The sequence below is a fragment of the Pseudomonas sp. E141 genome (genome assembly GCF_052659885.1).
Genome location: NZ_CP084024.1, coordinates 5721186 through 5742038, shown reverse-complemented (window position 1 = coordinate 5742038; position 20853 = coordinate 5721186). Strand labels below are relative to the sequence as shown.

Below are 20853 nucleotides of genomic sequence, written 5' to 3'. Positions count from 1 at the left end.
TAATATGTGCGTTCTCGAATATCTCGGTCAAGGGCCAGGGTCGAGAATTTGCGAGAAGGTGCTCAAACATAAATTTCACAAGAGTCGTTATAAGGTAACGATATGTAACAGAGCCGCGTCGGGGTGGTATGCAAATCGATCTTGATGTCGAGGGGGCAGAGGTAGCCCAGTTGCCGCGGTTCCAGCAGGCGCTCTTTCAGGGGCGTCGCTTGAGGCGGATCGCCTTCGGGTTGGGTGGCGTAGCGAGCCTGGGTCTGGTGGTGGCGTTTTTCATCGGGTTGTTCTCGCCGCAGTCGATGTGGCCGCCGCTGCTGGTCAGTCAAAGTGCCGGAGTATGGGTGCTGGTGGCGGGTCTGCAATCGGCCTGGTGGATCACCCAGTGGCGGGGCATGGCGCTGATGCCGGTTATGGATATCCCGGTTTCTGAAACCCCGCCAGTGGATGACCATGGCTGGTATGAGCGCCTGCTGGATCGACTCAGTCTCCGTTGGATCGCCCTGCTCAAGCACATCGGCGGCCCCACATTGTGGCTGCTCGGTTGGGCACTCCTGGTGCTGTTCAGTCTGGAGCAAACCTGGAACCTGGAATTACCTGCGACCGAGCTCGGCGTGTCGGCCAGTGTGGGAGCGGTGCTCTCTTTGCTGCTGGCGTTCGGGTTGTTGGTGTTGGAGCGTCAGTGGGTCCAGCAATCCCCTCAGCAATGGCCGGAGGCCCAGGCGCTGGCTCAGCTGACCCGGGTGGCGATTGTCGTACTGGTGCTGGGCGCCTTGTGCGTGCTGTTCGCCGCACAAACGTCCATCTGGCCAGTGCGCCTGGCCGTGCTGATGGGGGTGCTGCCGGCTCTGGTGGCGGCGGAATTGTTACTGCGCGCATTGCTGTCGTTGTTCAGCCCGCGCCGGGATTCCCAAGAGCCATCATTGCTGGGCCGAAGTGTGATCGCCGAGTTGCTGCGCTGGCCACCACGGCCGTTGTCGGCGCTGCAACATGAGCTGCACAGCCATTTCGGGGTCGACTTGCGTCAGATCTGGGCGTTCAGCTACATGCGTCGCGCCTTTTTGCCGGTGGTGGCGCTAGTGTCCTTGGTGGGGTGGCTGCTGACTGGTGTGCATGAGGTTCCGTTGCAAGGGCGGGGCATCTACGAGCGCTTTGGTAAACCGGTGGAAGTATTCGGCCCTGGCCTGCAAGTCGGCTTGCCGTGGCCGTTGGGCAGGGTGTTGAACGTCGAGAACGGCGTCGTGCATGAACTGGCCACCAGCGTCGGCGGCAACCGGATAGTTACCGAGGCTGATTCAGTGGAAGGACCGGCACCCGCGGCTGCCAATCGATTGTGGGACGCCAGTCATGTGAACGAAAAATCCCAAGTCATTGCCAGCCGCCGAGCCGACCAGCAGAGCTTCCAGATCGTCAACATGGACGTGCGTTTCGTCTATCGCATCGGCCTCACCGACGCGGCGGCACTGGCGGCCACCTACAACAGTGCCGATGTGCCCGCGCTGATCGGCAGCACCGCCAGCCGCGTTCTGGTGCATGAGTTCGCCTCGCGGACGCTCGATGGTTTGCTGGGTGTCGATCGGGTCAGTCTGGCGGATGAAATCGGCCGTGCCGTACAGGCCGACTTGCAGAGGCTCGACAGCGGTGTGGAAATTCTGGCAACGGTGGTCGAAGCGATTCATCCGCCGGCCGGCGCCGCCAATGCCTATCACGGCGTGCAAGCGGCGCAGATTGGCGCCCAGGCCCTGATCGCCCGGGAGCGTGGCGCCGCAGCGCAGCAGACTAACCAAGCGCAGATGCACGTCAGCATCGTCCATGACCAGGCTCAAGCCACCGCCCGAGAAATCAATGCGACCGCCCAAGCCGCCGACTTGCGCTTCAACGCCGAACGCCAAGCCTACGCAACGGCTGGCCATGCTTTTGTGCTGGAGCAATATCTCAGCCAGCTAAGCCAGGGACTTGGCAATGCAAAGCTGCTGATTCTCGATCATCGCCTGGGGGCTGGGAGCAACGCGCCCACCCTCGATTTGCGTACGTTCACGCTGCCGGCGGATCCCGCCTCGCCGCCTAACCCTGTCCAGCCAGGAGCTGCCCATTGAGCCAGTCTTCTTCACATGATCACCATGATCATCCCGGTCACGCTCATGCCGGCCACCACCATCACCATGGGCATCATCACCATCATGACGATCCACATGTGGCCGGCCCGTTTCCTTGGGGCCGGATGGGCTGGGCGGCGCTGCTGGTGGCGTTTGCTATCGCTGCCGCCAGCCTGGTGCAAGTGCGCTCGGGAGAGGCGACGGTCATTACCCGTTTCGGCAATCCGGCGCGGGTGCTGCTGCAACCGGGTCTGAACTGGCGCTGGCCGGCACCGTTCGAAGCGGCGATCCCGGTGGACCTGCGATTACGCACCACCTCCAGCGGGCTGCAGGACGTGGGTACCCGCGACGGATTGCGGATCATTGTTCAGGCCTACGTGGCGTGGCAGGTGCAGGGTGACCCGCAAAACGTTCAGCGCTTTATGCGTGCGGTGCAGAATCAACCGGATGAAGCTGCACGGCAGATTCGCACGTTCGTTGGTTCAGCCTTGGAAACCACCGCCGCCAGTTTTGATTTGGCCAGCCTGGTCAACACCGATGCCAGCCAAGTGCGCATCGCCGATTTCGAAGCTCAGTTGCGGCAGCAGATTGATCAACAATTGCTCAGCACCTACGGCGTCCGGGTGCTGCAAGTGGGCATCGAGCGCTTGACCTTACCGTCGGTGACGCTGACTGCGACGGTGGATCGCATGCGCGCTGAGCGTGAAACCATTGCTACTCAGCGCACCGCCATTGGCAAGCGTGAAGCGGCGCAGATTCGTTCTGCCGCAGAGCGTGATGCGAGGATTCTTCAGGCTGATGCAAAGGTAAAAGCCGCCGAGATCGAGGCGCAGTCCCGTGTTGAAGCTGCCGGGATCTATAGGAAGGCATACGCCGGGTCCCCCCAGCTCTACAATCTTCTGCGCTCGCTGGACACCTTGGGAACAATTGTTTCCCCGGGTACGAAACTGATTTTGCGCACCGATGCCGCACCGTTTCGCGCCTTGGTAGAGGGCCCACCATCCGTGGAACGCATAGATGGAACACGACCATGAGTTGGGTTCCACGTGGAACAAATGCGTCCAGTCCGTGGATTCAGGCCGGACGGCTAGCCTTTCTGGCGCTCTATGCTGTCACGGTTTTAGCCGCGCTGGCCTGGACATTTTCAAATGTGCGACAGATTGATCCGCAGAGTCGTGCAGTGATCCTGCGTTTCGGCGCCCTGGATCGAGTCCAGAATGCCGGCCTTTTGCTTGCTTGGCCTCGTCCGGTGGAACACGTGATCTTGCTGCCGGCGGCGGATCGGGTCCTGGAGCGGCGGGTGGAAAACCTGCGGCGTTCGGATGCGGCTTTGCAGGCTGACCGCGTCGCCAGTTTTGCCTCACCGGTCAGCGATGCGCTGGCCGGTTCTGGCTATCTATTGACCGGTGACGCGGGAGTGGTGCAGTTGGATGTGCGGGTGTTCTACAAAGTCAGCGAGCCCTATGCCTTCGTTGTACAGGGCGAGCATGTGTTGCCGGCGCTGGACCGGTTGGTCACCCGCAGCGCCATAAGCCTTACTGCAGCTCGGGACCTGGATACGATTCTCGTGGCTCGTCCCGAATTGATCGGCCGCGATAACCAGGCGGCCGAGCGCCGTGAACGCTTGCGCAGTGATCTGCTCCAGGGCATCAATCGACGCTTGGCCGATCTTGCCGCGACAGGGCAGGGGCTAGGGATCGAGGTGGTGCGCGTCGATGTGCAATCGAGCCTCCCGGGCCCTGCGGTGAGTGCGTTCAATGCGGTACTGACCGCTAGCCAGCAGGCGGACCAAGCCGTGGCGAACGCCCGCACCGAAGCCGAGAAACTGACCCAGACCGCCCGCGAGGACGCCGACCGTGCCCTTCAGATTGCCCATGCTCAGGCCAGTGAACGGCTCGCCAAAGCCTCGGCTGACATCGCTACGGTCCTCAGCCTGGCGAAGACTCAGGAGAGCGATCCTCAGATGTTGCTACGCCTTTATCGCGAACGTATACCCGGCATTCTTCGCCAGGCCGGTTCGGTGACAACGGTCGATCCGCAAGACGATTCCCGCCTGATCATTCAGGGAGCTGAGCAATGAACGCCGAAACCCTCACCGCGTCCATGTTGTCTTCCAGCGAACAGCGTACGGTTGCGCGGCAACTGACGCTGGCGATGATTGCCCTCGGTCTGCTCGCGTTGGGTCTGGTATGGCGCGGGTGGGCGCCGGAGCAGAACGCTGTCAGCCAACTACTGTGGGGGGCGGCCTCCGTGTTGGTGGCTGTACCGGTGATGCGTTCAGCCTGGTATAGCTTGCGATATCCGAGCCTGCATGGCGTCACCGATCAACTGATTGCCCTGGCCATGCTCGGCGCTTGGGCCACGGGGGATTTGCTGACGGCTGCGCTGTTGCCGATCATCATGACCTTCGGTCACGTGCTGGAGGAGCGCAGCGTCCTCGGTTCCCAGGAAGCCATCGATGCCCTCGCTCAACTGACCCGAAGCCAGGGGCGCAAGGTTCAGGCCGACGGCTCGATAATCGAAGTCGACAACGCCACGCTCCGGCCCGGCGATGTGGTGGAAGTGCGCGCCGGTGATCGGGTGCCGGTAGATGGCCGGGTCCTGTCTGGCCAGGCCAGTCTCGACACCGCGCCCATTACGGGTGAGGCGGTGCCGTTGGAGGCGGTGGTGGGCACTGAGGTCTTTGGGGGCGCGATCAACCTCGATGGCCTGCTACGCCTGGAAGTGACTCGCACGGGGGATGAGTCGACGCTGGGCAGAGTCATTGCCCTGATGCAAAACGCCGAGCGTTCCAAACCGCCCATCACCCGGTTGCTTGAACGGTACGCCGCCAGCTATCTGGTGCTGGTGTTGCTGTTGGCGGCGGTGACCTGGTTCGTTGCAAACGACGCCCAGGCGATGCTGGCGGTGTTGGTAGCAGCGTGTCCTTGCGCACTGGTCCTGTCAGCTCCGGCGACGGCGGTTGCCGGCATCGCGGTCGCGGCGCGGCACGGGATCCTGATCCGTAGTGCGGCCTTCCTGGAGGAACTGGCGGACCTGACCTCGCTGGTCGTCGACAAAACGGGCACGCTCACCCACGGCATCCTTCGCCTGCAATCCATCGACAGCGTCCGCGAGCATGAATCCTTTCTGCTGCCATTGGCCGCCAGCCTCGGTTCGGCCAGCAGCCATCCGGTCAGTCGTGCGTTGGCTGGGTTGGTGGCGCCGGAAAAATATCTGCCGCTGACCGAAATCCACGAACACCAAGGGTTGGGTGTGGTGGCGATGACCGACCAAGGGGAGGCGGCTCTTGGTCGGGCCGAGTTGTTCGCCCGGTTGGGGATCGAGACTTCGCCGATCCCTGACCATGACGGACCTATTGCCGGCCTGGCCTTGGGTGGAACGTTCATCGCCTGGCTGTTGTTGGCCGACAGCACCAAGCCGGAAGCGCGCCAGGCCATGGCTGAGTTGCGGGCGCTGGGCCTGGGGCGCCAGTTGTTGCTGACCGGGGACCGCCAGAGCGTAGCCAACAGACTGGCGCGGGAAATCGGTATTGGCGAAGTGCAGGCTCACGCTTTGCCTGAAGACAAACTTAAACGGGTCATGGCCGAGATCGACCACGGCTTGCGACCCATGGTGGTGGGGGATGGCATCAATGATTCCCTGGCGCTCAAGGCCGGAGTAGTGGGCATAGCGATGGGGGCGGGTGGCTCGGACATCGCGCTTGCGTCGGCGGACATTGTATTGATCGGCAGTGACCTGCGCCGCCTCGGCACCTGCGTGCGCCTGAGTCGTCGATGCAGGCGCACGTTGCAGGTCAACGTGATCATCGGGTTGGGCTGGACGCTGGCGATCATCGCTTTCGCCGCATTCGGTTGGCTTGGCGCGGCTGGGGCGATGATCGCGGCATTGCTGCATAACGTGAGCACGTTGCTGGTCTTGGGCAATGCCGGGCGTCTTTTGCGGTTTCAGGAACCGTTGTTGAAAATCGAGACCCTCGACCAAAGGGGAATTTCGGCGAACTGTAGGCCATACTCATAGTCAGCTACGCAGAGGGTGTACCCCTTCAGGGAGTTACTGGTTAGAACAGTAGATGTGGAAGGCGATAGAAAAAGGCTATAAATTCGATAGCCTGCTATTTTTCTAGGATGGTCTACCCTCATTTCAGTCGTCTGAAACAAGGGGGATATCTCATGCTCGCGCAACTTCCACCGGCCTTACAGAATCTGCATTTACCGCTTCGGCTGCGGCTCTGGGACGGCCATGAGTTTACGTTGGGTGCCGACCCCAGCGTCACGATCGTGGTCAAGGACCCACAAATGGTCGCGCAATTCACCCACCCCAGTCTGAACGCGCTGGGTGCGGCGTTTGTAGAAGGCAAGCTGGAACTCGAAGGTTCGATCAATGAAGTCATTCGCGTCTGTGATGAACTGAGTCAGGCGCTGATGGAAGACGATGGCGCGAATCAACCCGTGCGTTCAGTTCATGACAAGGAAACCGACGCCAAGGCGATTTCCTATCATTACGACCTTTCCAACGCGTTCTATCAGCTGTGGCTCGACAGCGACATGGCTTATTCCTGTGCCTATTTCGAGACCGGTAGCGAAACCCTCGAACAAGCCCAGCAAGCCAAATTCCGCCATCTGTGTCGCAAACTGCGTCTGCAACCCGGTGATTATCTGCTGGATGTGGGGTGCGGATGGGGTGGTTTGGCCCGTTACGCTGCCCGGGAATTCGGCGCCAGGGTCTTCGGCATTACCCTCAGCCAGGCGCAACTGACCCTCGCTCGGGAACGGGTCAAGGCGCAGGGGTTGGAGGATCAAGTGGAGTTGCAGTTGCTCGACTATCGGGACCTGCCCCAGGACGGTCGCTTCGACAAGGTGGTCAGCGTCGGCATGTTCGAGCATGTCGGTCATGCCAATCTCCAGCAGTACTGCAAAACGCTTTTCGGCGCGGTTCGCGAGGGTGGCTTGGTGATGAACCATGGCATCACCGCCAAGCACACTGATGGCCGCCCGGTCGGACGTGGCGCGGGCGAGTTCATTGAGAAGTATGTGTTCCCCAATGGCGAGCTGCCGCACCTGTCGATGATTTCCGCCCAGATCAGCGAAGCGGGGTTGGAGATTGTCGATGTGGAAAGCCTGCGCATGCATTACGCCCGCACGCTCGATCATTGGAGTGAGCGGCTGGAAGACAACCTTGAGGCCGCCGCCAAAGAAGTGCCGGAGCAAGCGCTGCGGATCTGGCGGCTTTATCTGGCCGGATGCGCCTACGCATTCGCCAAGGGGTGGATCAACCTGCACCAGATCCTGGCGGTGAAGACGCACGCCGATGGCAGCCATGAATTGCCCTGGACTCGCGACGACATCTATACCCCTTGATCAGATGTGTGCCACTTAGAGTATCGGGGAAATAAGCCGGGCGATCCGCATGCCGATCTTCTGCAGGCGGTGGGTCTCCCGGCTTTCCTGTTTGTCTATTTCCAGCGCTTGGGCGAAGTCGTCCTCGAGCATCTGCTCGACCTGAGTGGCGAACGAAATATCCACGGTCAGTAGCATCACCTCGAAGTTGAGCCGGAACGAACGATTGTCCAGGTTGGCGCTGCCGATGGCGCTGATTTCCCGGTCAATCAGCACGACTTTCTGGTGCAGGAAGCCCGGCTCATAACGAAACACCCGCACGCCGGCCCGTACGGCTTCGAATGCGTACAGGCTCGACGCCGCGTAAACGACCTTATGGTCCGGGCGTGAGGGCAGCAAGATGCGCACGTCTACCCCGCGCAATACCGCCAGGCGCAACGCAGCGAATACCGCTTCATCAGGAATGAAGTACGGCGTGGTGATCCAGATACGTTCGCTGGCCGCATGGATCGCTTCGACAAAAAACAGTGAACAGGTTTCGTACGCGTCGGCCGGGCCGCTGGCCAGTAACTGGCAGAGCACGCCATCATCCGGGTACGCGTCCGGCAGGATGAGCGGCGGCAATGAGCGGGCCGCCCAGAACCAGTCTTCAGCAAACGACTCTTGCATGCTCGCCACGACGGGCCCGCGTACTTCCACATGGGTATCGCGCCATGGCGCCAAGGGCGGTTTTTCACCCATGTACTCATCGCCCACGTTATGGCCGCCAACGAAACCCAAGACGCCGTCCACCGCGACGATTTTGCGATGGTTGCGAAAATTGACCTGGAATCGGTTGAGCCAGCCGCTACGGGTGGCGAAGGCTTTGACATGGACCCCGCCATCACGCAAAGCCTGGACGTAGCGGTGGGGCAGGGAATGGCTGCCAATGCGGTCATACAGCAGATACACCGCAACACCTTCGGCGGCTTTCTTCAGGAGCAGCGTTTTCAGACGTTGACCGAGGCGGTCGTCGTGGATGATGAAAAACTGAATCAGCACGGCTTCCCGGGCACTCTCAATGGCCTCGAAAATCGCCTCGAATGTGGCGAAGCCATTGATGAGCAAGCGCACCTGGTTGTTCGCCAGGCACGGCGTGCGGCCCAGCTTGGGCATCGCCCGTAACGAGGCGTAGGCCTCAGAGGCGCGGGCGGCGAGGGCTTCTTCGACCCATGGCCGCCAGTTCAGCTCGGAAACCGCTTTGCGCATTTCTTCGTTGGCTTGCCGGCGCGCCTTGATATAGCCGTCGAACGTGCTCCGGCCGAAAACCAGGTAGGGAATCAATGTCAGGTAGGGGATAAATACCAACGACAGGGCCCAGGCGATGGAACCCTGAGCGGTACGCACCGTAAGCACCGCGTGAACGGCGGCGATGGAACCCAGAGTGTGAAGCAGTGCGATCAGGTAACCGAAAACATGCGGGCCGAAGTAATCCATGGGGCAGCCTTGCTCCTGAAGTTTCAATGCTTAACAGACCATGTTCCACGACGGATGTCGCTAATTAATTCACTCCTGCCGAGCCTGAACCGAAGCCTGTGGGAGACGTCTAACGGCCACCTGTCCTCTGGAGTGCTTGTGATGAAAGTTTGTCTGCTGGGTTTGGCCCTGACGATTGGTTTGTCGGTTTCTGTGGCGGCTCAGGCGCAGATGCTTCAACCAGGGTTGTGGGAACTGACTACAAGCAATATGAAGGTCGACAACCAGAATCTGCCGGACCTGCAACTGATTCTTGGCCAACTGCAAAACCAGATCACCCCGGAGCAACGGGCGATGCTGGAAAAGCAGGGCATCACCATGGGTGGCAAGGGTATTCGCGTATGCCTGACCCCGGAGCAGGTCCAGACCAATGACATTCCGCTGCAAGACCCGCAATCGGGGTGCAAGCAGCAGATCACCGAGCGCACCGGCAATCAGTGGAAGTTTCGTTTCAGTTGTCCGAAAGCCCAAGGCAATGGGGTGGCAACATTCCAGAGTGATCGGGAATTCACTACGGCGGTGAACGGCACATTCAATGCCACCGGCATCCAGCAGAACGGCAGCCTGGACACTCGCGCCGTGTGGCTGGGGCAGGATTGCGGGACGGTCAAGCCGAGGGCTTGAATCCAGCTCTGGCGTACATGACCTGGTTGATCTGTGGCAGCAAGGCTCGTGCGCGTCGCGAGCAAGCTTTGCTCCCACGAAAGTTCGTTCAAGGACGCTTGCAAATCATGGCCGGCGCAACGCGTCGTACAACGTATTCAGGTTGTACTCGAACAGCCCGATGAAGGTACTGGCCGGCCCGCTGGCCGCCAGCGCATCGGAGTATAGCGTGCCGCCGATGTGCGCACCGCTTTCAGCCGCTATCTGCTTGAGCAGGCGCGCGTCCTTGATGTTCTCCATGAACACGGCTTTTACTTTCGCTTGGCGTATCTGGGTAATCAGCGCCGCGACATCGGCGGCCGAGGGCTCCCGTTCAGTTGACAGCCCCTGGGGCGCGATGAACTCGATGCCATAGGCCTGTCCCAGGTAGCCGAAGGCATCGTGGGACGTCACGATCCTGCGATTGCCCGGTGGCAAGGCACCAAGCTTGGCCTTGGCATCGGCGAGCAGCGCATAGATCTTTTTCAGATACGCCTGGCTGTTACGTTCGTAGTCGGCCTGGTGGGCCGGGTCGGCGGCCTCCAGCGCCTTGGTGATGTTCCTGACGTACAGCTCGGCGTTTGCCAGGTTATGCCAGGCATGCGGGTCGGGGACGGTCTCGCCCGCTTCATCCAGCGAACGAGGAATAACGCCGCGACTGGCGCTGATCACCGGTGCGCTGGTTTCGGTGCTGGTGACCAGGCGATCCAGCCACGGTTCAAAACCCAGACCATTCTTGATGATCAGTTTGGCGCTGAGCAACGCCTTGGCGTCGTCTGGCGTGGGTTCGTAAGTGTGAGCATCCGCGTCCGGCCCCACCAGGTTGGTGATCTGGATATGCTCGCCGCCGACCTCTTGGGTCATGTCGGCAAGGATGCTGAAGCTGGTCACCACTTGGAGCTTTTCGGCGGCAGACGTGGATAAGGACAGCATCAGACTGAACAGCACGAGCAGAACGCGCATCGGGAAACACCTCATTGGGATGTGAGTAAAGGCGGGCGACGCAGCAAACCGTGCACCGGACCGAACACTACGGACAGCAGATACAACGCGCCCGCCACCAGTACGATGGCCGGCCCGCTGGGTAGCGAGAAGTGGAATGACAACAGCAGTCCGAGCCACACCGACACACATCCAAGCAGCGCCGCGACTCCCATCAGAACCGGCAAACGGCGGCTCCAGAATCGTGAAGCGGCAGCCGGCAACATCATCAAACCGACCACCATCAGTGCACCGATGGCCTGGAAGCCGATGACCAGATTCAGCACGACCAAGGTCAGAAATACGCCATGGGCCAGTGGGCCCAGCCGGCTGACGGTTTGCAGGAAAAGAGGGTCCAGGGTGTCGAGCAACAGCGGTCGGTAAATCAGCGCCATCGCGAGCAGGCTGACCCCCGAAACCCAGAGCATGCCGGTAAGTGTCGGGCCATCTACCGCCAGCGCGGAGCCGAACAACAGGTGCAGCAAGTCCAGGCGTTTGCCGGCCATACCAAGAATCAACACACCGGCGGCCAGGGAAATGGGATAGATCGCCGCAAGGCTGGCGTCTTCCCGCAGACCGGTGCGACGGGTAATCCAGGCTGCCAGCCCGGCCATGCTCAAGCCTGCACCGAGTCCGCCCAGCGTCAGGGCTGGCAGGCTCAGCCCGGCGAACCAGAAACCCAGTGCGGCTCCGGGCAAGATGCCATGAGCGACGGCGTCGCCTATCAGGCTCATGCGTCGCAGAATCAAAAACACCCCAAGCGGTGCCGTGCTGCACGCCAATACCAGCCCGCCCAGCAGTGCCCGGCGCATGAAGACAAATTCCTGAAAGGGTTGCCAGAGGTGGGTGGCCGCGAGCATCAGGCCACCTGCGTGAGGGGTTGTTGGGTAATCAAATCGACACTGCGGCCCAGCGTGCAACCGGCCTGGCTGACCAATAGTGTATGAGGAATATGTTGGCGAACCGCAGCGAGATCATGACAAACCACCACCAGGGTGCGGCCTTCGGCATGCCAGCCGTGAAGGTGTTTCCACAGTAGCGCCTGGCCTTGTTCGTCGAGGGCGGCGTGGGGTTCGTCGAGCAACAGCAGGGGCGCTTCGGCCAGACTCAAACGGGCGAGAAGGGCGCGTTGCAACTCGCCTCCCGACAACGCCATTAACGAGCGATGCTCCAGGCCATCCAACGCCCAGTCTTGCAGTACGGCTTTCAAGCGATGGCGGCGCATCGCTGGCGTGTGTCTGCTCCCCCAGGATCCCGCCGCCACCAGCTCTTGCAAGCTGATTGGAAATTGCCGATCCAGATGTTGCTGTTGCGCCAGAAACGAGACGCTGCCGCGACGTGGAACATCCAGCACGACTTTGCCGGATAGGGGTTTTTGCAGGCCCGCCAGCACTTTCAGCAGGCTGCTTTTGCCCGCACCGTTGGCTCCGACGATGGCCGTCAGGCTTCCCGCCGGCCGCTCTATGTTCAACGGGGGTGTGAGGGGGTGGCCCGGGGCGCCCCAGCGCAATGACTGGCAACGAATCACAGTGCCTCCCTGACCCAACGGCTTTGTGCCACAGCGTCATGGGCATGCAAACTTTCGGCGTGCACCACTCGCACATCGAGGCTGGCGATATCGGGGGATCGCCTCAAAGCCATGCTCAGCCGCCGCGCGGCGTCTTCACAGAACATTAGGTTTTGACCATTGGCGAGGGCGAAGGCTTGTTCGTCTGCCCGTTTCACGGCGGTTTGTACGGCCGTGCCCAGGGCTGCTTCGGCTTCGTTGATGAGCGACAGCAGCGGCAATTCGTCGACGTCGCTGTTCAGTCTCAGCTTCACCGTGGCCGTGCTGCGTTGACTGTGAGGCGTGGCGAGGATGCCTTTTGATGAGCCTAGCCAGGCCAGGACTCCGGCGTGCTCGAGCGCTTTATTGGCAAAGTCGTCTACAAATTGCTGCTGGATTAACTGACGCGCGAGCGCGGCCGAGCAAGGGCAGGTGGACGAGTAGGCAATCTGAATGGTCAGTTCCACGTGGAACACATCATTTTTCAGGTGGGCCTCGATGCTGACCGGATAGCGCTTCCAGCCAGCCAGTGGGCTGACTAGCGCAGGGCGCTTGAACAGTAGATCGGTACAAATGCTCAGCGAGGCGGCGTCGGACAGACCGGCGTGACTGTCGAGGAATTGCTGGAGGATTCGGCGTAACAGCATGGGAGACAGCGCTGTGCTTTCGAGCAGCTCCAGCGCCAGGTACAAGCGTGACATATGGATGCCTCGGGCTTCACCGTCGTCAAGGCTGACACCGGCATCAGCGATCGCGTTAAGACGCTGACCGTCGATCAATACGGGTACCGCGATGCCGCACATGCCGACCCAGTCAAGGGGCAAGGCCTGGCGCGAAGCCTGCGCGGCAACGTCCGGCAGAGTGAACGCATTCATATTCAAGGTCCGTCATAGGTACACAACAAACGTTATACTATAACAGTGTGTTCGACGAGCACTAGTTCATGAACGCAGTTTCATTTTGCTGGGTGTGAGGGCTTTTCGTACCGTTCCACGTGAAACATCAGCGTGGTGCGTCCTGGCAACCGCTTATGCGTCCGCATATAAATTTCCCAGTGCTTCCACCCGAGCTCGAGAAACGATTGATTGTCGTCCAGCCGACGCGCCGACTGTATCCCACCCAGGTCTCTCCGTCAGAAGCTATTCCGGTAAAGAACGTCAGCTGGCCATAGCGGCTAGTGGTTTGTGCCCAATAGCGGCGGCCATTTACTTCAAATCCACGGAGATACAGGGTGTTTCCGGCCGTCATGACGCTGTAAGCATTACCTTGCCCATCGACACAGGCCAGTAAATTCGCGCTGCGAGTGCAGTTTGCCAACATAGGGCTCTGGGCTGAAGCACCTAGCGCCAATAGCAGCATCGGGCTTGCGAATACGAATTTAAGAAAACTGCGCATGTTTTTACTTCAGACCGGTTGAGCCGAGAGGCTGGTTAAATGTTGTTGTTATGCTATAACATTAAAAAGGCTTAGACCTTGAACCGAACCCAAGCCTGAAGAAAAGAGCCGCGACATGCATTCAACCGCATCAGCGCGGCCCGCCCGATGAGGATATACCTGGTGCCCAATCGTCTCCCTGTAACCGTGCTGTCCGGATTTCTCGGCGCCGGTAAAAGCACACTGCTCAATTACGTCCTGCGCAATCGCGACAACCTGCGCGTCGCGGTGATCGTCAACGATATGAGCGAGATCAACATCGATGGCAGCGAAGTCCAGCGAGATGTCACCCTAAGCCGGTCTGAAGAGAAGCTGGTGGAGATGAGTAACGGCTGCATTTGCTGCACGTTGCGTGAAGACCTGCTGGAAGAAGTCGGCCAGCTCGCCAGGGAAGGCCGTTTCGACTATCTGCTGATCGAGTCCACGGGGATTTCCGAACCCTTGCCGGTGGCGGAAACCTTCACTTTTCGTGATGAACAAGGCCGCAGCCTGGCCGATGTGGCACGGCTGGACACGATGGTAACGGTGGTCGATGGGGTCAATTTCCTGCTGGATTTCCAGGCGGCCGAAAGCCTCGCTTCACGCGGCGAAACCCTGGGGGAGGAGGATGAGCGTTCCATTACTGATCTGTTGATTGAGCAGATCGAGTTCGCCGATGTGATTCTGATCAGCAAAATCGACCTGATTGGCCGTCACGAACGGGAGGAGTTGATCGCGATTCTGGAACGGCTCAACGCCCAGGCGCAGATCATTCCCATGGTCATGGGCCAAGTACCGCTGGAAAAGATCCTCGACACAGGCCTTTTCGACTTCGAGCGCGCGGCTCAAGCACCGGGCTGGCTGCAGGAGCTGCGCGGTGAGCACGTGCCGGAAACCGAAGAATACGGCATCGCTTCGGCAGCTTACCGGGCGCGCCGGCCGTTTCATCCCCAGCGTTTTTTCAGTTTTATCGACAGTCCGTGGACCAATGGCAAGCTCCTGCGCTCCAAGGGCTTCTTCTGGCTGGCCAGCAAACATGAGGAAGCGGGCAGTTGGTCCCAGGCCGGCGGCTTGATGCGACATGGATTCGCCGGGCGCTGGTGGCGGTTCGTGCCGAAAAGCCAATGGCCGCAAGATGAGGAAAGCAGCGCAGCCATCCTGAAAAACTGGCTTCCCACCACCGGTGATTGCCGGCAGGAGCTGGTATTCATCGGCCAGAATATCGACTTCACGCAACTGACCGCCGAGCTGGATGCTTGTCTGCTCAGTGACGCGGAAATGGCCCTGGGTGTCGACAGTTGGCGTTTGCTGCCGGATCCGTTCGGCCCTTGGCATGACGAGGCCGCAGCGTGATGCTGGCGCCCAGTCCGAAGCGGGAAGTGCCGGTACGCCAGGTTCAGGGCGATACCCCGCGGATCCTGACGCAAATTCTGGACGACGATACCAACCTGGCGGTCTGGCAACGTCAACTGCCGGCGCACATCAGTGATTTTGCGGCAATGGTGCTTTCCATGGATCAGCCTCTGGCCGAATCGCGGGTGCTCGACCTGCCGCACGAGGACGCGCAACCGGCACTGAACGGCCTCGCCGCAGGCTTTGGCGATCTGCACGGCTATGAAGGCTTCATCACCGATGTCTCCTGGCTGGTCAGTGCGTTTGCCTGCCTGCTGGGCGCCAAACGTGTCGGCCTGCGCCTGCGAACGCTGGACAAGGCCATGTGCCCGCGTTTTCACGTCGACCATGTGCCGGTACGGCTGATCACCACGTACGCCGGTGTAGGCAGCCAGTGGCTAAAGGAAGGTGTGATGGATCGTCGATGTCTGGGGCAACCTGACGCTGAACCGGGTGACCCGCATGCGGTTCAGCAGTTTGCCTGTGGCGATGTGGCGCTGCTCAAAGGCGAGAAGTGGCATGGTAATGAGGGCATGGGCCTGATCCATCGCTCGCCGCAGCTGGCGCCGGGGGAGCGGCGATTGATCCTGACTCTGGACTGGCTCGCTTAAGGTTTGAGCCAGTTGCCCTGACTTTGTCCTTCACAGAACGGCTGCAAATAGGCCACATCGCTGGCTACGCCGTAATAGTGAATATCCTGGCGGTAGGGCATATTGGCGACCTGGGCATTGCTGCAGATGCCAAACGCGCCGCCAGGGCATTGATCGACGTACTGTACCTCGACTTTTTGTCCGGCAAGGTTTGGCTGGCAGAAGCCGTCGGCGAACAGTTTCTGCGGAATATTGCGGTTCTGCTGGCAGACTTTTACATCGAGCCGTTCTGCCTGGCTATGCACGACACAAGCCTGGGCCAGCGCCTGGTTCGACGTCAGCGCCAATAAAAAACAGCCAATCAACCGCATGTTCACCTCCCTCGAAAGCCGCCGATTATGTTGCAGAACATTCCCACCCACGTCATCGCAGGCCCTTTGGGGGCTGGCAAGACCAGCCTGATCAAGCAATTGCTGGCGCAGCGCCCGGCGAATGAGCGCTGGGCGGTGCTGATCAACGAGTTTGGTCAAATCGGCCTGGACGCGGCGTTGCTGACCCAGACTGCCGATGGTATCGCACTGGGCGAAGTGGCCGGGGGCTGTTTGTGTTGCGTCAACGGCGCGCCATTTCAGATCGGCCTCGCTCGTTTACTGCGCAAGGCGCGCCCGGATCGACTGTTTATCGAGCCCTCCGGCCTGGGCCATCCGGCGCAGTTGATGCGGCAACTGAACGAAACGCCATGGCTCGGCGTGCTGGCGGTTCAGCCTTGCGTGTTGGTGCTCGATGCCCGAGCGATGGCGGATGGCACGCCGTTGCCCGACGCGCAGCGGCAAACTCTGGCCGATGCAGGGTTGGTGGTGCTGAACAAATCCGAGCACCTGAGCGAAACCGAACGCCTGGGCATCATTGCGCAACTGCCGGAGATTGCCTTGTACTGGACCCGACAGGCTGTGATGCCGATCGATCGACTGCCAGGTCTTGCGGCTCGCGGAAGCGGGGCTGTGGCTAACGTGAATCTACCCAAGGACGTGGGACAGATGCCGGCCGTCTGGACCGACCCGACATCGCCCATCTGCCTGTATCAGCAACAGGAAGGCGGCTGGAGTATTGGCTGGCGCTGGCATCCGAGTCAGCGACTGGACACGGCGACGTTGACGCGCTGGCTGCAAGGCTGGGGCTGGAAGCGGGCGAAGATGGTTATCCACAGCGCCGATGGCTGGGTTTCAGCCAATGGGCTGGAGGGCGCGACGCTGCGGTGGCAGGCCAGCGAGTGGCGCCAGGACTCACGAATCGAATTGATTTTTGATGAGCCTCAAGACGTGGCAGCGCTGCAAGCCGGCCTGGCGAACTGTCGGTGCCCGTGAGTCAGCCTTGCTTCAAGGCTTCCACTTGTTGTGTTCCTGGCGCCACTGACTCAACTCGATGACTTCGGCCCTGGGCCTGGTCTGGACCGGTTCGATCGGTGTCGGCGCTGACTCTTCGAACGGCATGGGATAAGGCGCCAGCTCGATTTGCGCGCTGTGGGCCCCGAACTGGGTAATGGTGCCCGAATGGCGCGATTCACCCGTAACGGTGAATTCGAAGTTATAGATACGGGCCAGGCGCCGGCGTCCGCTGGCGTCTTTGACGAACCCAATCTTTTTCAGCGCCACGTTGCCGTCCAGCAGCTCGATCTTGAGGTTGGCGCAATGTTGCATGACCCTCGCCAACGCTCGTTCGCGCAAACCATGGTTGTGCCACAGCCAGGCGCCGGCGGTAGCCAACAGCATCAGCACGAAAATATTTCCAAGGGTCAGCATGAACGAAGTGCTCCTACAAGTTGCTGTCAGCTTAACTGTGTCCCCGGTCTGTCGTACAGGTTGCGTTTAGTCGCATACTGCGCGGCTTGAATTTCATTCGTTTTACGGAAACATCCCGCATGAAACGTACCCCTCATCTGCTTGCCATCCAGTCCCATGTGGTCTTCGGTCACGCCGGTAACAGCGCTTCAGTCTTTCCGATGCAACGGGTGGGGGTGAACGTGTGGCCGCTCAACACCGTACAATTTTCCAATCACACTCAGTACGGACAGTGGACCGGCGACGTGCTTGCCTCTGAGCAGATACCGGCATTGGTAGAGGGGATCGCCGCAATCGGCGAGCTGGGCAATTGTGACGCGGTGTTGTCCGGTTACCTGGGCAGCGCCGCCCAAGGGCAGGCGATTCTGGCGGGCGTGGCGCGAATCAAGGCGTGCAATCCCAAGGCAATTTATTTGTGTGATCCGGTCATGGGGCATCCGGAGAAGGGTTGCATCGTGGCGCCCGAGGTGAGCGATTTTCTCCTGGAGGAAGCGGCTGGTGTGGCGGACATCATGTGCCCGAACCAGCTGGAGCTGGACAGTTTTTCGGGACGCAAGGCGCAGTCGCTGCTGGACTGCCTGGCCATGGCTCGCGCGCTCCTGACCCGCGGACCCAAAGCGATACTCGTCAAACACCTGGCCTATCCGGGCAAGCCCGAGGACAGCTTCGAAATGTTGTTGGTAACCGCCGACGGTAGCTGGCACCTGCGTCGTCCATTACTCGCATTCCCTCGTCAGCCGGTGGGGGTGGGAGACTTGACCTCGGGGCTGTTCCTGGCGCGAGTGGTGCTGGGAGACAGCCTGGTGGCGGCGCTCGAATTCACTGCCGCAGCCGTACATGAAGTACTGCTGGAAACCCAGGCGTGTGCCAGTTACGAGCTGGAACTGGTACGCGCCCAGGACCGGATCACCCATCCGAGGGTAAGGTTCGAAGCTGTACCGATCAGCCTCTGATCAACGCGAATCCCTGTGGGTGCGAGCCGGGCGGAGCTGTTAAGGGCCGTCGGCTTTGATTTCCTGATAGCGCCTCTCCAGCTCCTGGCGAATTTGCCGACGCTGCTGGGCTTGTTCGTAACGGCGTTTTTCTTCGCTGTTCTGCGGTTGCAATGGCGGGACGGCGGCGGGTTTGCGCTGGTCGTCCACCGCAACCATGGTGAAGAAGCAGCTGTTGGTGTGGCGCACCGAGCGTTCACGAATGTTTTCGGTCACGACTTTGATGCCTACTTCCATTGACGTGTTACCGGTGTAGTTCACCGACGCCAGAAACGTCACCAGCTCGCCGACATGAATCGGCTCGCGGAAAATCACCTGGTCAACCGACAGCGTCACTACATAGCGCCCGGCGTAGCGGCTGGCGCAGGCGTAGGCGACTTCGTCGAGGTACTTGAGCAGGGTGCCGCCATGCACATTGCCAGAGAAGTTGGCCATATCGGGGGTCATCAGCACCGTCATCGACAGCTGGGCGTTTCCGGGTTCCATAACGTACTCACGGTTCAAGGCAGCAATTTCGGGAGTGCACCTCTGCGGGTGCTGGAAGGTTTTCAAACTACCAGTATCGGGACGCTGCGCCTGTGGCTGCCGTCACGCCCCGGTGGATCTGTTTCCATATATTGCACTGTCTTTTTGTCGGAAGTCGCGGTGGTACCCTTCAAAAGCCCCTTGCAAGGGTATTTCCTACAAAGGAAACGGACTCGTCCAGCTCTGTGATGAGTCATTTGAACAGGGAGCCCCACCATGCATGCCATCAGTTTTATTCAAGACCTGGCGATCATCATGATGGCAGCGGGGCTGGTCACGGTACTCTTTCATCGTTTCAAACAACCCGTGGTGCTGGGGTACATCGTTGCAGGCTTCATCATCGGCCCGCATACGCCGCCTTTCGGTTTTATCCACGACGAAGAGACGATCAAGACCCTGGCCGAGTTGGGGGTCATCTTCCTCATGTTTTATCTGGGCCTGGAGTTCAGCCTGCGCAAGTTGTTCAAGGTGGGCGCCACGGCGTTCATCGCGGCGTTTCTCGAAATTGTGTTGATGATCTGGATCGGCTACGAAATCGGGCGCTGGTTCGACTGGAACACCATGGACTCGTTGTTCCTCGGGGCGATCCTGGCTATCTCCTCGACCACCATCATCGTCAAGGCTCTCAATGACCTGAAGATGAAGAACGAGCGCTTTGCGCAACTGATCTTCGGGGTCCTGATCGTCGAAGACATCCTGGGCATCGGCATTATCGCCTTGCTGTCGAGCATCGCTGTCAGCGGGACGGTCAGCTCCGGCGAAGTGTTCTCCACGGTCGGCAAATTGTCGTTATTCATGATTGTCGCCCTGGTGATCGGCATATTGCTGGTGCCCAGGCTGCTGGCTTACGTGGCGAAGTTCGACAGCGACGAGATGTTGCTGATCACCGTGCTGGGCCTGTGTTTCGGCTTTTGCCTGCTGGTGGTCAAGCTGGAATACAGCATGGTGCTGGGAGCGTTTCTGATCGGCGCGATCATGGCCGAGTCGCGGCAGTTGCTGAAAATCGAACGGCTGGTGGAGCCGGTACGCGACTTGTTCAGCGCAATCTTCTTCGTCGCCATCGGCCTGATGCTCGATCCGGTCATATTGCTCCAATACGCTTGGCCGATTGCCGTGATTACCGCCGCAGTGGTGCTGGGCAAGATGCTCTCTTGCGGCCTCGGTGCTTTTATTGCCGGCAACGACGGGAGGACCTCGCTGCGAGTCGGGATGGGCCTTTCGCAGATCGGCGAATTTTCCTTCATCATCGCATCGCTGGGGATGACCTTGCAGGTCACCAGCGATTTCCTTTATCCGGTCGCGGTCGCGGTTTCGGTACTGACCACTCTGCTGACCCCGTACCTGATCCGGGCCGCCGACCCTTTATCGGTCAGGCTGGCTGCCGTTATGCCACAACGGCTGTCGAGGGTACTGGGGATGTATGGCGAGTGGCTTCGCAGCATTCAACCCCAAGGGGAGGGGGCGCTGGTGGCCGCCATGATCCGGCGGATTTTGCTGCAGGTGGGCATCAATCTGGCGCTGGTCATCGCGATTTTTATCGCCGGTGGCTACTTTGCCGAACAGATGTCGGCCTATCTGCAAGCCTGGATCAGCGACCCGAGTTGGCACAAAGCACTGATCTGGGGCGGGGCGTTGTTGTTGTCGCTGCCGTTTTTGATTGCCGCGTATCGCAAGCTCAAGGCGTTGTCGATGCTGCTGGCGGAAATGGGCGTGAAGCCGGAGATGGCCGGCCGTCACACCCAGCGCGTGCGTCGAGTGATCGCAGAAGTGATCCCGATCCTCTCGCTGCTGATGATTTTCCTGCTCTTGGCAGCCTTGTCGGCCAGTATTCTGCCGACCAACAAGTTGCTGGTACTGATCGCGGTGGTGGCCACGGTGGTGGCGGCGTTGCTCTGGCGCTGGTTCGTCCGCCTGCATACGCGGATGCAGGTGGCCTTGCTGGAGACCCTGGACAATCACAAGGAATCGTCCGGGCATTGACCGGCGGCGG

20 protein-coding genes are annotated in these 20853 nt (G+C 60.2%); 11 read left to right on the top strand and 9 right to left on the bottom strand.

Annotated elements, in window-relative coordinates; translation table 11 throughout:
- The first annotated feature begins 128 nt into the window (after positions 1-128).
- The 5 genes from hflK (GKKCFE_RS25735) to cfaB all read left to right on the top strand — a co-directional run bounded on the left by hflK (GKKCFE_RS25735) (position 129) and on the right by cfaB (position 7450).
- Positions 129-2090 carry a protease modulator HflK gene (hflK, locus tag GKKCFE_RS25735; RefSeq protein ID WP_445577272.1) on the top strand — a complete coding sequence of 654 codons (1962 nt, stop codon included), beginning with the start codon at positions 129-131 and terminating at the stop codon, positions 2088-2090.
- Entirely contained in the window at positions 2087-3124 is a 1038-nt protein-coding gene (gene hflC, locus GKKCFE_RS25730) for a protease modulator HflC (RefSeq protein WP_445577271.1), read from the top strand. Before hflK (GKKCFE_RS25735) ends, hflC begins: the two co-directional genes overlap by 4 nt.
- Positions 3121-4170: a protease modulator HflK gene (gene hflK / locus GKKCFE_RS25725; RefSeq protein WP_445577270.1), complete on the top strand. Its 1050-nt coding sequence runs from the start codon at positions 3121-3123 to the stop codon at positions 4168-4170. Before hflC ends, hflK (GKKCFE_RS25725) begins: the two co-directional genes overlap by 4 nt.
- Positions 4167-6110, top strand: a complete 1944-nt coding sequence (locus tag GKKCFE_RS25720) for a cation-translocating P-type ATPase (protein WP_445577269.1) — start codon at positions 4167-4169, stop codon at positions 6108-6110. Before hflK (GKKCFE_RS25725) ends, GKKCFE_RS25720 begins: the two co-directional genes overlap by 4 nt.
- Before the next feature lie 152 nt (positions 6111-6262).
- The gene (gene cfaB / locus GKKCFE_RS25715) at positions 6263-7450 is read left to right on the top strand and encodes a C17 cyclopropane fatty acid synthase CfaB (protein WP_047226679.1); all 1188 of its coding nucleotides are present in this window, start codon (positions 6263-6265) and stop codon (positions 7448-7450) included.
- Between the two features lie 15 nt (positions 7451-7465).
- On the opposite strand, the gene cls is transcribed toward cfaB, so the two are convergent.
- The gene (gene cls, locus GKKCFE_RS25710) at positions 7466-8905 is read right to left on the bottom strand and encodes a cardiolipin synthase (protein WP_445577268.1); all 1440 of its coding nucleotides are present in this window, start codon (positions 8903-8905) and stop codon (positions 7466-7468) included.
- 141 nt (positions 8906-9046) lie between these two features.
- Here cls and GKKCFE_RS25705 point away from each other — a divergent pair, with 141 nt between their 5' ends.
- A complete protein-coding gene (locus tag GKKCFE_RS25705; protein ID WP_047226681.1) occupies positions 9047-9568 on the top strand; it encodes a DUF3617 domain-containing protein in 522 nt (173 codons plus the stop codon).
- Positions 9569-9673: 105 nt separating this feature from the next.
- Here GKKCFE_RS25705 and GKKCFE_RS25700 read toward each other — a convergent pair whose 3' ends face one another.
- From GKKCFE_RS25700 to GKKCFE_RS25680, 5 genes are all read right to left on the bottom strand, one after another.
- Complete coding sequence (locus GKKCFE_RS25700) at positions 9674-10549, bottom strand: metal ABC transporter substrate-binding protein (protein WP_445577267.1); 876 nt, start codon at positions 10547-10549, stop codon at positions 9674-9676.
- 11 nt (positions 10550-10560) lie between these two features.
- Positions 10561-11427 (bottom strand): metal ABC transporter permease, encoded by an 867-nt coding sequence (locus tag GKKCFE_RS25695; RefSeq protein WP_339491098.1) that lies wholly within the window; start codon positions 11425-11427, stop codon positions 10561-10563.
- Entirely contained in the window at positions 11427-12095 is a 669-nt protein-coding gene (locus tag GKKCFE_RS25690) for a metal ABC transporter ATP-binding protein (protein WP_047226684.1), read from the bottom strand. Before GKKCFE_RS25690 ends, GKKCFE_RS25695 begins: the two co-directional genes overlap by 1 nt.
- The gene (gene folE2, locus GKKCFE_RS25685) at positions 12092-12988 is read right to left on the bottom strand and encodes a GTP cyclohydrolase FolE2 (RefSeq protein ID WP_445577266.1); all 897 of its coding nucleotides are present in this window, start codon (positions 12986-12988) and stop codon (positions 12092-12094) included. The genes GKKCFE_RS25690 and folE2 overlap by 4 nt, the downstream gene beginning before the upstream one ends.
- A 127-nt stretch (positions 12989-13115) precedes the next feature.
- On the bottom strand, positions 13116-13508 hold the full coding sequence (locus GKKCFE_RS25680; protein WP_445577265.1) for a glutamine synthetase: 393 nt from the start codon (positions 13506-13508) through the stop codon (positions 13116-13118).
- Between the two features lie 162 nt (positions 13509-13670).
- On the opposite strand from GKKCFE_RS25680, the gene zigA reads away from it, so the two are divergent.
- Positions 13671-14879 carry a zinc metallochaperone GTPase ZigA gene (gene zigA / locus GKKCFE_RS25675; RefSeq protein WP_445577264.1) on the top strand — a complete coding sequence of 403 codons (1209 nt, stop codon included), beginning with the start codon at positions 13671-13673 and terminating at the stop codon, positions 14877-14879.
- Positions 14879-15529, top strand: a complete 651-nt coding sequence (locus tag GKKCFE_RS25670; protein ID WP_445577263.1) for a DUF1826 domain-containing protein — start codon at positions 14879-14881, stop codon at positions 15527-15529. Before zigA ends, GKKCFE_RS25670 begins: the two co-directional genes overlap by 1 nt.
- Here GKKCFE_RS25670 and GKKCFE_RS25665 read toward each other — a convergent pair.
- The gene (locus GKKCFE_RS25665) at positions 15526-15879 is read right to left on the bottom strand and encodes an NADH:ubiquinone oxidoreductase (RefSeq protein ID WP_445577262.1); all 354 of its coding nucleotides are present in this window, start codon (positions 15877-15879) and stop codon (positions 15526-15528) included. The genes GKKCFE_RS25670 and GKKCFE_RS25665 overlap by 4 nt on opposite strands.
- A 27-nt stretch (positions 15880-15906) precedes the next feature.
- Between GKKCFE_RS25665 and GKKCFE_RS25660 the strand changes: the two genes are divergently transcribed.
- Positions 15907-16872, top strand: a complete 966-nt coding sequence (locus GKKCFE_RS25660) for a CobW family GTP-binding protein (RefSeq protein ID WP_445577261.1) — start codon at positions 15907-15909, stop codon at positions 16870-16872.
- 12 nt (positions 16873-16884) lie between these two features.
- Here the strand turns inward: GKKCFE_RS25660 and GKKCFE_RS25655 are convergent, their stop codons facing one another.
- On the bottom strand, positions 16885-17307 hold the full coding sequence (locus GKKCFE_RS25655; protein ID WP_047226690.1) for a DUF3301 domain-containing protein: 423 nt from the start codon (positions 17305-17307) through the stop codon (positions 16885-16887).
- A gap of 119 nt (positions 17308-17426) precedes the next feature.
- On the opposite strand from GKKCFE_RS25655, the gene pdxY reads away from it, so the two are divergent.
- A complete protein-coding gene (gene pdxY / locus GKKCFE_RS25650; protein ID WP_047226691.1) occupies positions 17427-18299 on the top strand; it encodes a pyridoxal kinase PdxY in 873 nt (290 codons plus the stop codon).
- 39 nt (positions 18300-18338) lie between these two features.
- Here the strand turns inward: pdxY and GKKCFE_RS25645 are convergent, their stop codons facing one another.
- Positions 18339-18824 carry an acyl-CoA thioesterase gene (locus GKKCFE_RS25645; protein ID WP_047226692.1) on the bottom strand — a complete coding sequence of 162 codons (486 nt, stop codon included), beginning with the start codon at positions 18822-18824 and terminating at the stop codon, positions 18339-18341.
- 255 nt (positions 18825-19079) lie between these two features.
- Here GKKCFE_RS25645 and GKKCFE_RS25640 point away from each other — a divergent pair, with 255 nt between their 5' ends.
- Positions 19080-20843, top strand: coding sequence for a cation:proton antiporter (locus tag GKKCFE_RS25640; protein WP_139048673.1), 1764 nt, complete (start codon positions 19080-19082; stop codon positions 20841-20843).
- Positions 20844-20853: the final 10 nt, after the last annotated feature.

Coding starts and splice junctions, on each gene's coding strand:
- folE2 (WP_445577266.1), bottom strand. CDS start 12,988: ATGAATGCGTTCACTCTGCCGGACGTTGCCGCGCAGGCTTCGCGCCAG.
- pdxY (WP_047226691.1), top strand. CDS start 17,427: ATGAAACGTACCCCTCATCTGCTTGCCATCCAGTCCCATGTGGTCTTC.
- cls (WP_445577268.1), bottom strand. CDS start 8,905: ATGGATTACTTCGGCCCGCATGTTTTCGGTTACCTGATCGCACTGCTT.
- GKKCFE_RS25680 (WP_445577265.1), bottom strand. CDS start 13,508: ATGCGCAGTTTTCTTAAATTCGTATTCGCAAGCCCGATGCTGCTATTG.
- GKKCFE_RS25660 (WP_445577261.1), top strand. CDS start 15,907: ATGTTGCAGAACATTCCCACCCACGTCATCGCAGGCCCTTTGGGGGCT.
- hflK (WP_445577272.1), top strand. CDS start 129: ATGCAAATCGATCTTGATGTCGAGGGGGCAGAGGTAGCCCAGTTGCCG.
- cfaB (WP_047226679.1), top strand. CDS start 6,263: ATGCTCGCGCAACTTCCACCGGCCTTACAGAATCTGCATTTACCGCTT.
- GKKCFE_RS25700 (WP_445577267.1), bottom strand. CDS start 10,549: ATGCGCGTTCTGCTCGTGCTGTTCAGTCTGATGCTGTCCTTATCCACG.
- GKKCFE_RS25670 (WP_445577263.1), top strand. CDS start 14,879: ATGCTGGCGCCCAGTCCGAAGCGGGAAGTGCCGGTACGCCAGGTTCAG.
- GKKCFE_RS25720 (WP_445577269.1), top strand. CDS start 4,167: ATGAACGCCGAAACCCTCACCGCGTCCATGTTGTCTTCCAGCGAACAG.
- GKKCFE_RS25640 (WP_139048673.1), top strand. CDS start 19,080: ATGCATGCCATCAGTTTTATTCAAGACCTGGCGATCATCATGATGGCA.
- GKKCFE_RS25665 (WP_445577262.1), bottom strand. CDS start 15,879: ATGCGGTTGATTGGCTGTTTTTTATTGGCGCTGACGTCGAACCAGGCG.
- GKKCFE_RS25695 (WP_339491098.1), bottom strand. CDS start 11,427: ATGCTCGCGGCCACCCACCTCTGGCAACCCTTTCAGGAATTTGTCTTC.
- GKKCFE_RS25705 (WP_047226681.1), top strand. CDS start 9,047: ATGAAAGTTTGTCTGCTGGGTTTGGCCCTGACGATTGGTTTGTCGGTT.
- GKKCFE_RS25655 (WP_047226690.1), bottom strand. CDS start 17,307: ATGCTGACCCTTGGAAATATTTTCGTGCTGATGCTGTTGGCTACCGCC.
- hflK (WP_445577270.1), top strand. CDS start 3,121: ATGAGTTGGGTTCCACGTGGAACAAATGCGTCCAGTCCGTGGATTCAG.
- GKKCFE_RS25645 (WP_047226692.1), bottom strand. CDS start 18,824: ATGGAACCCGGAAACGCCCAGCTGTCGATGACGGTGCTGATGACCCCC.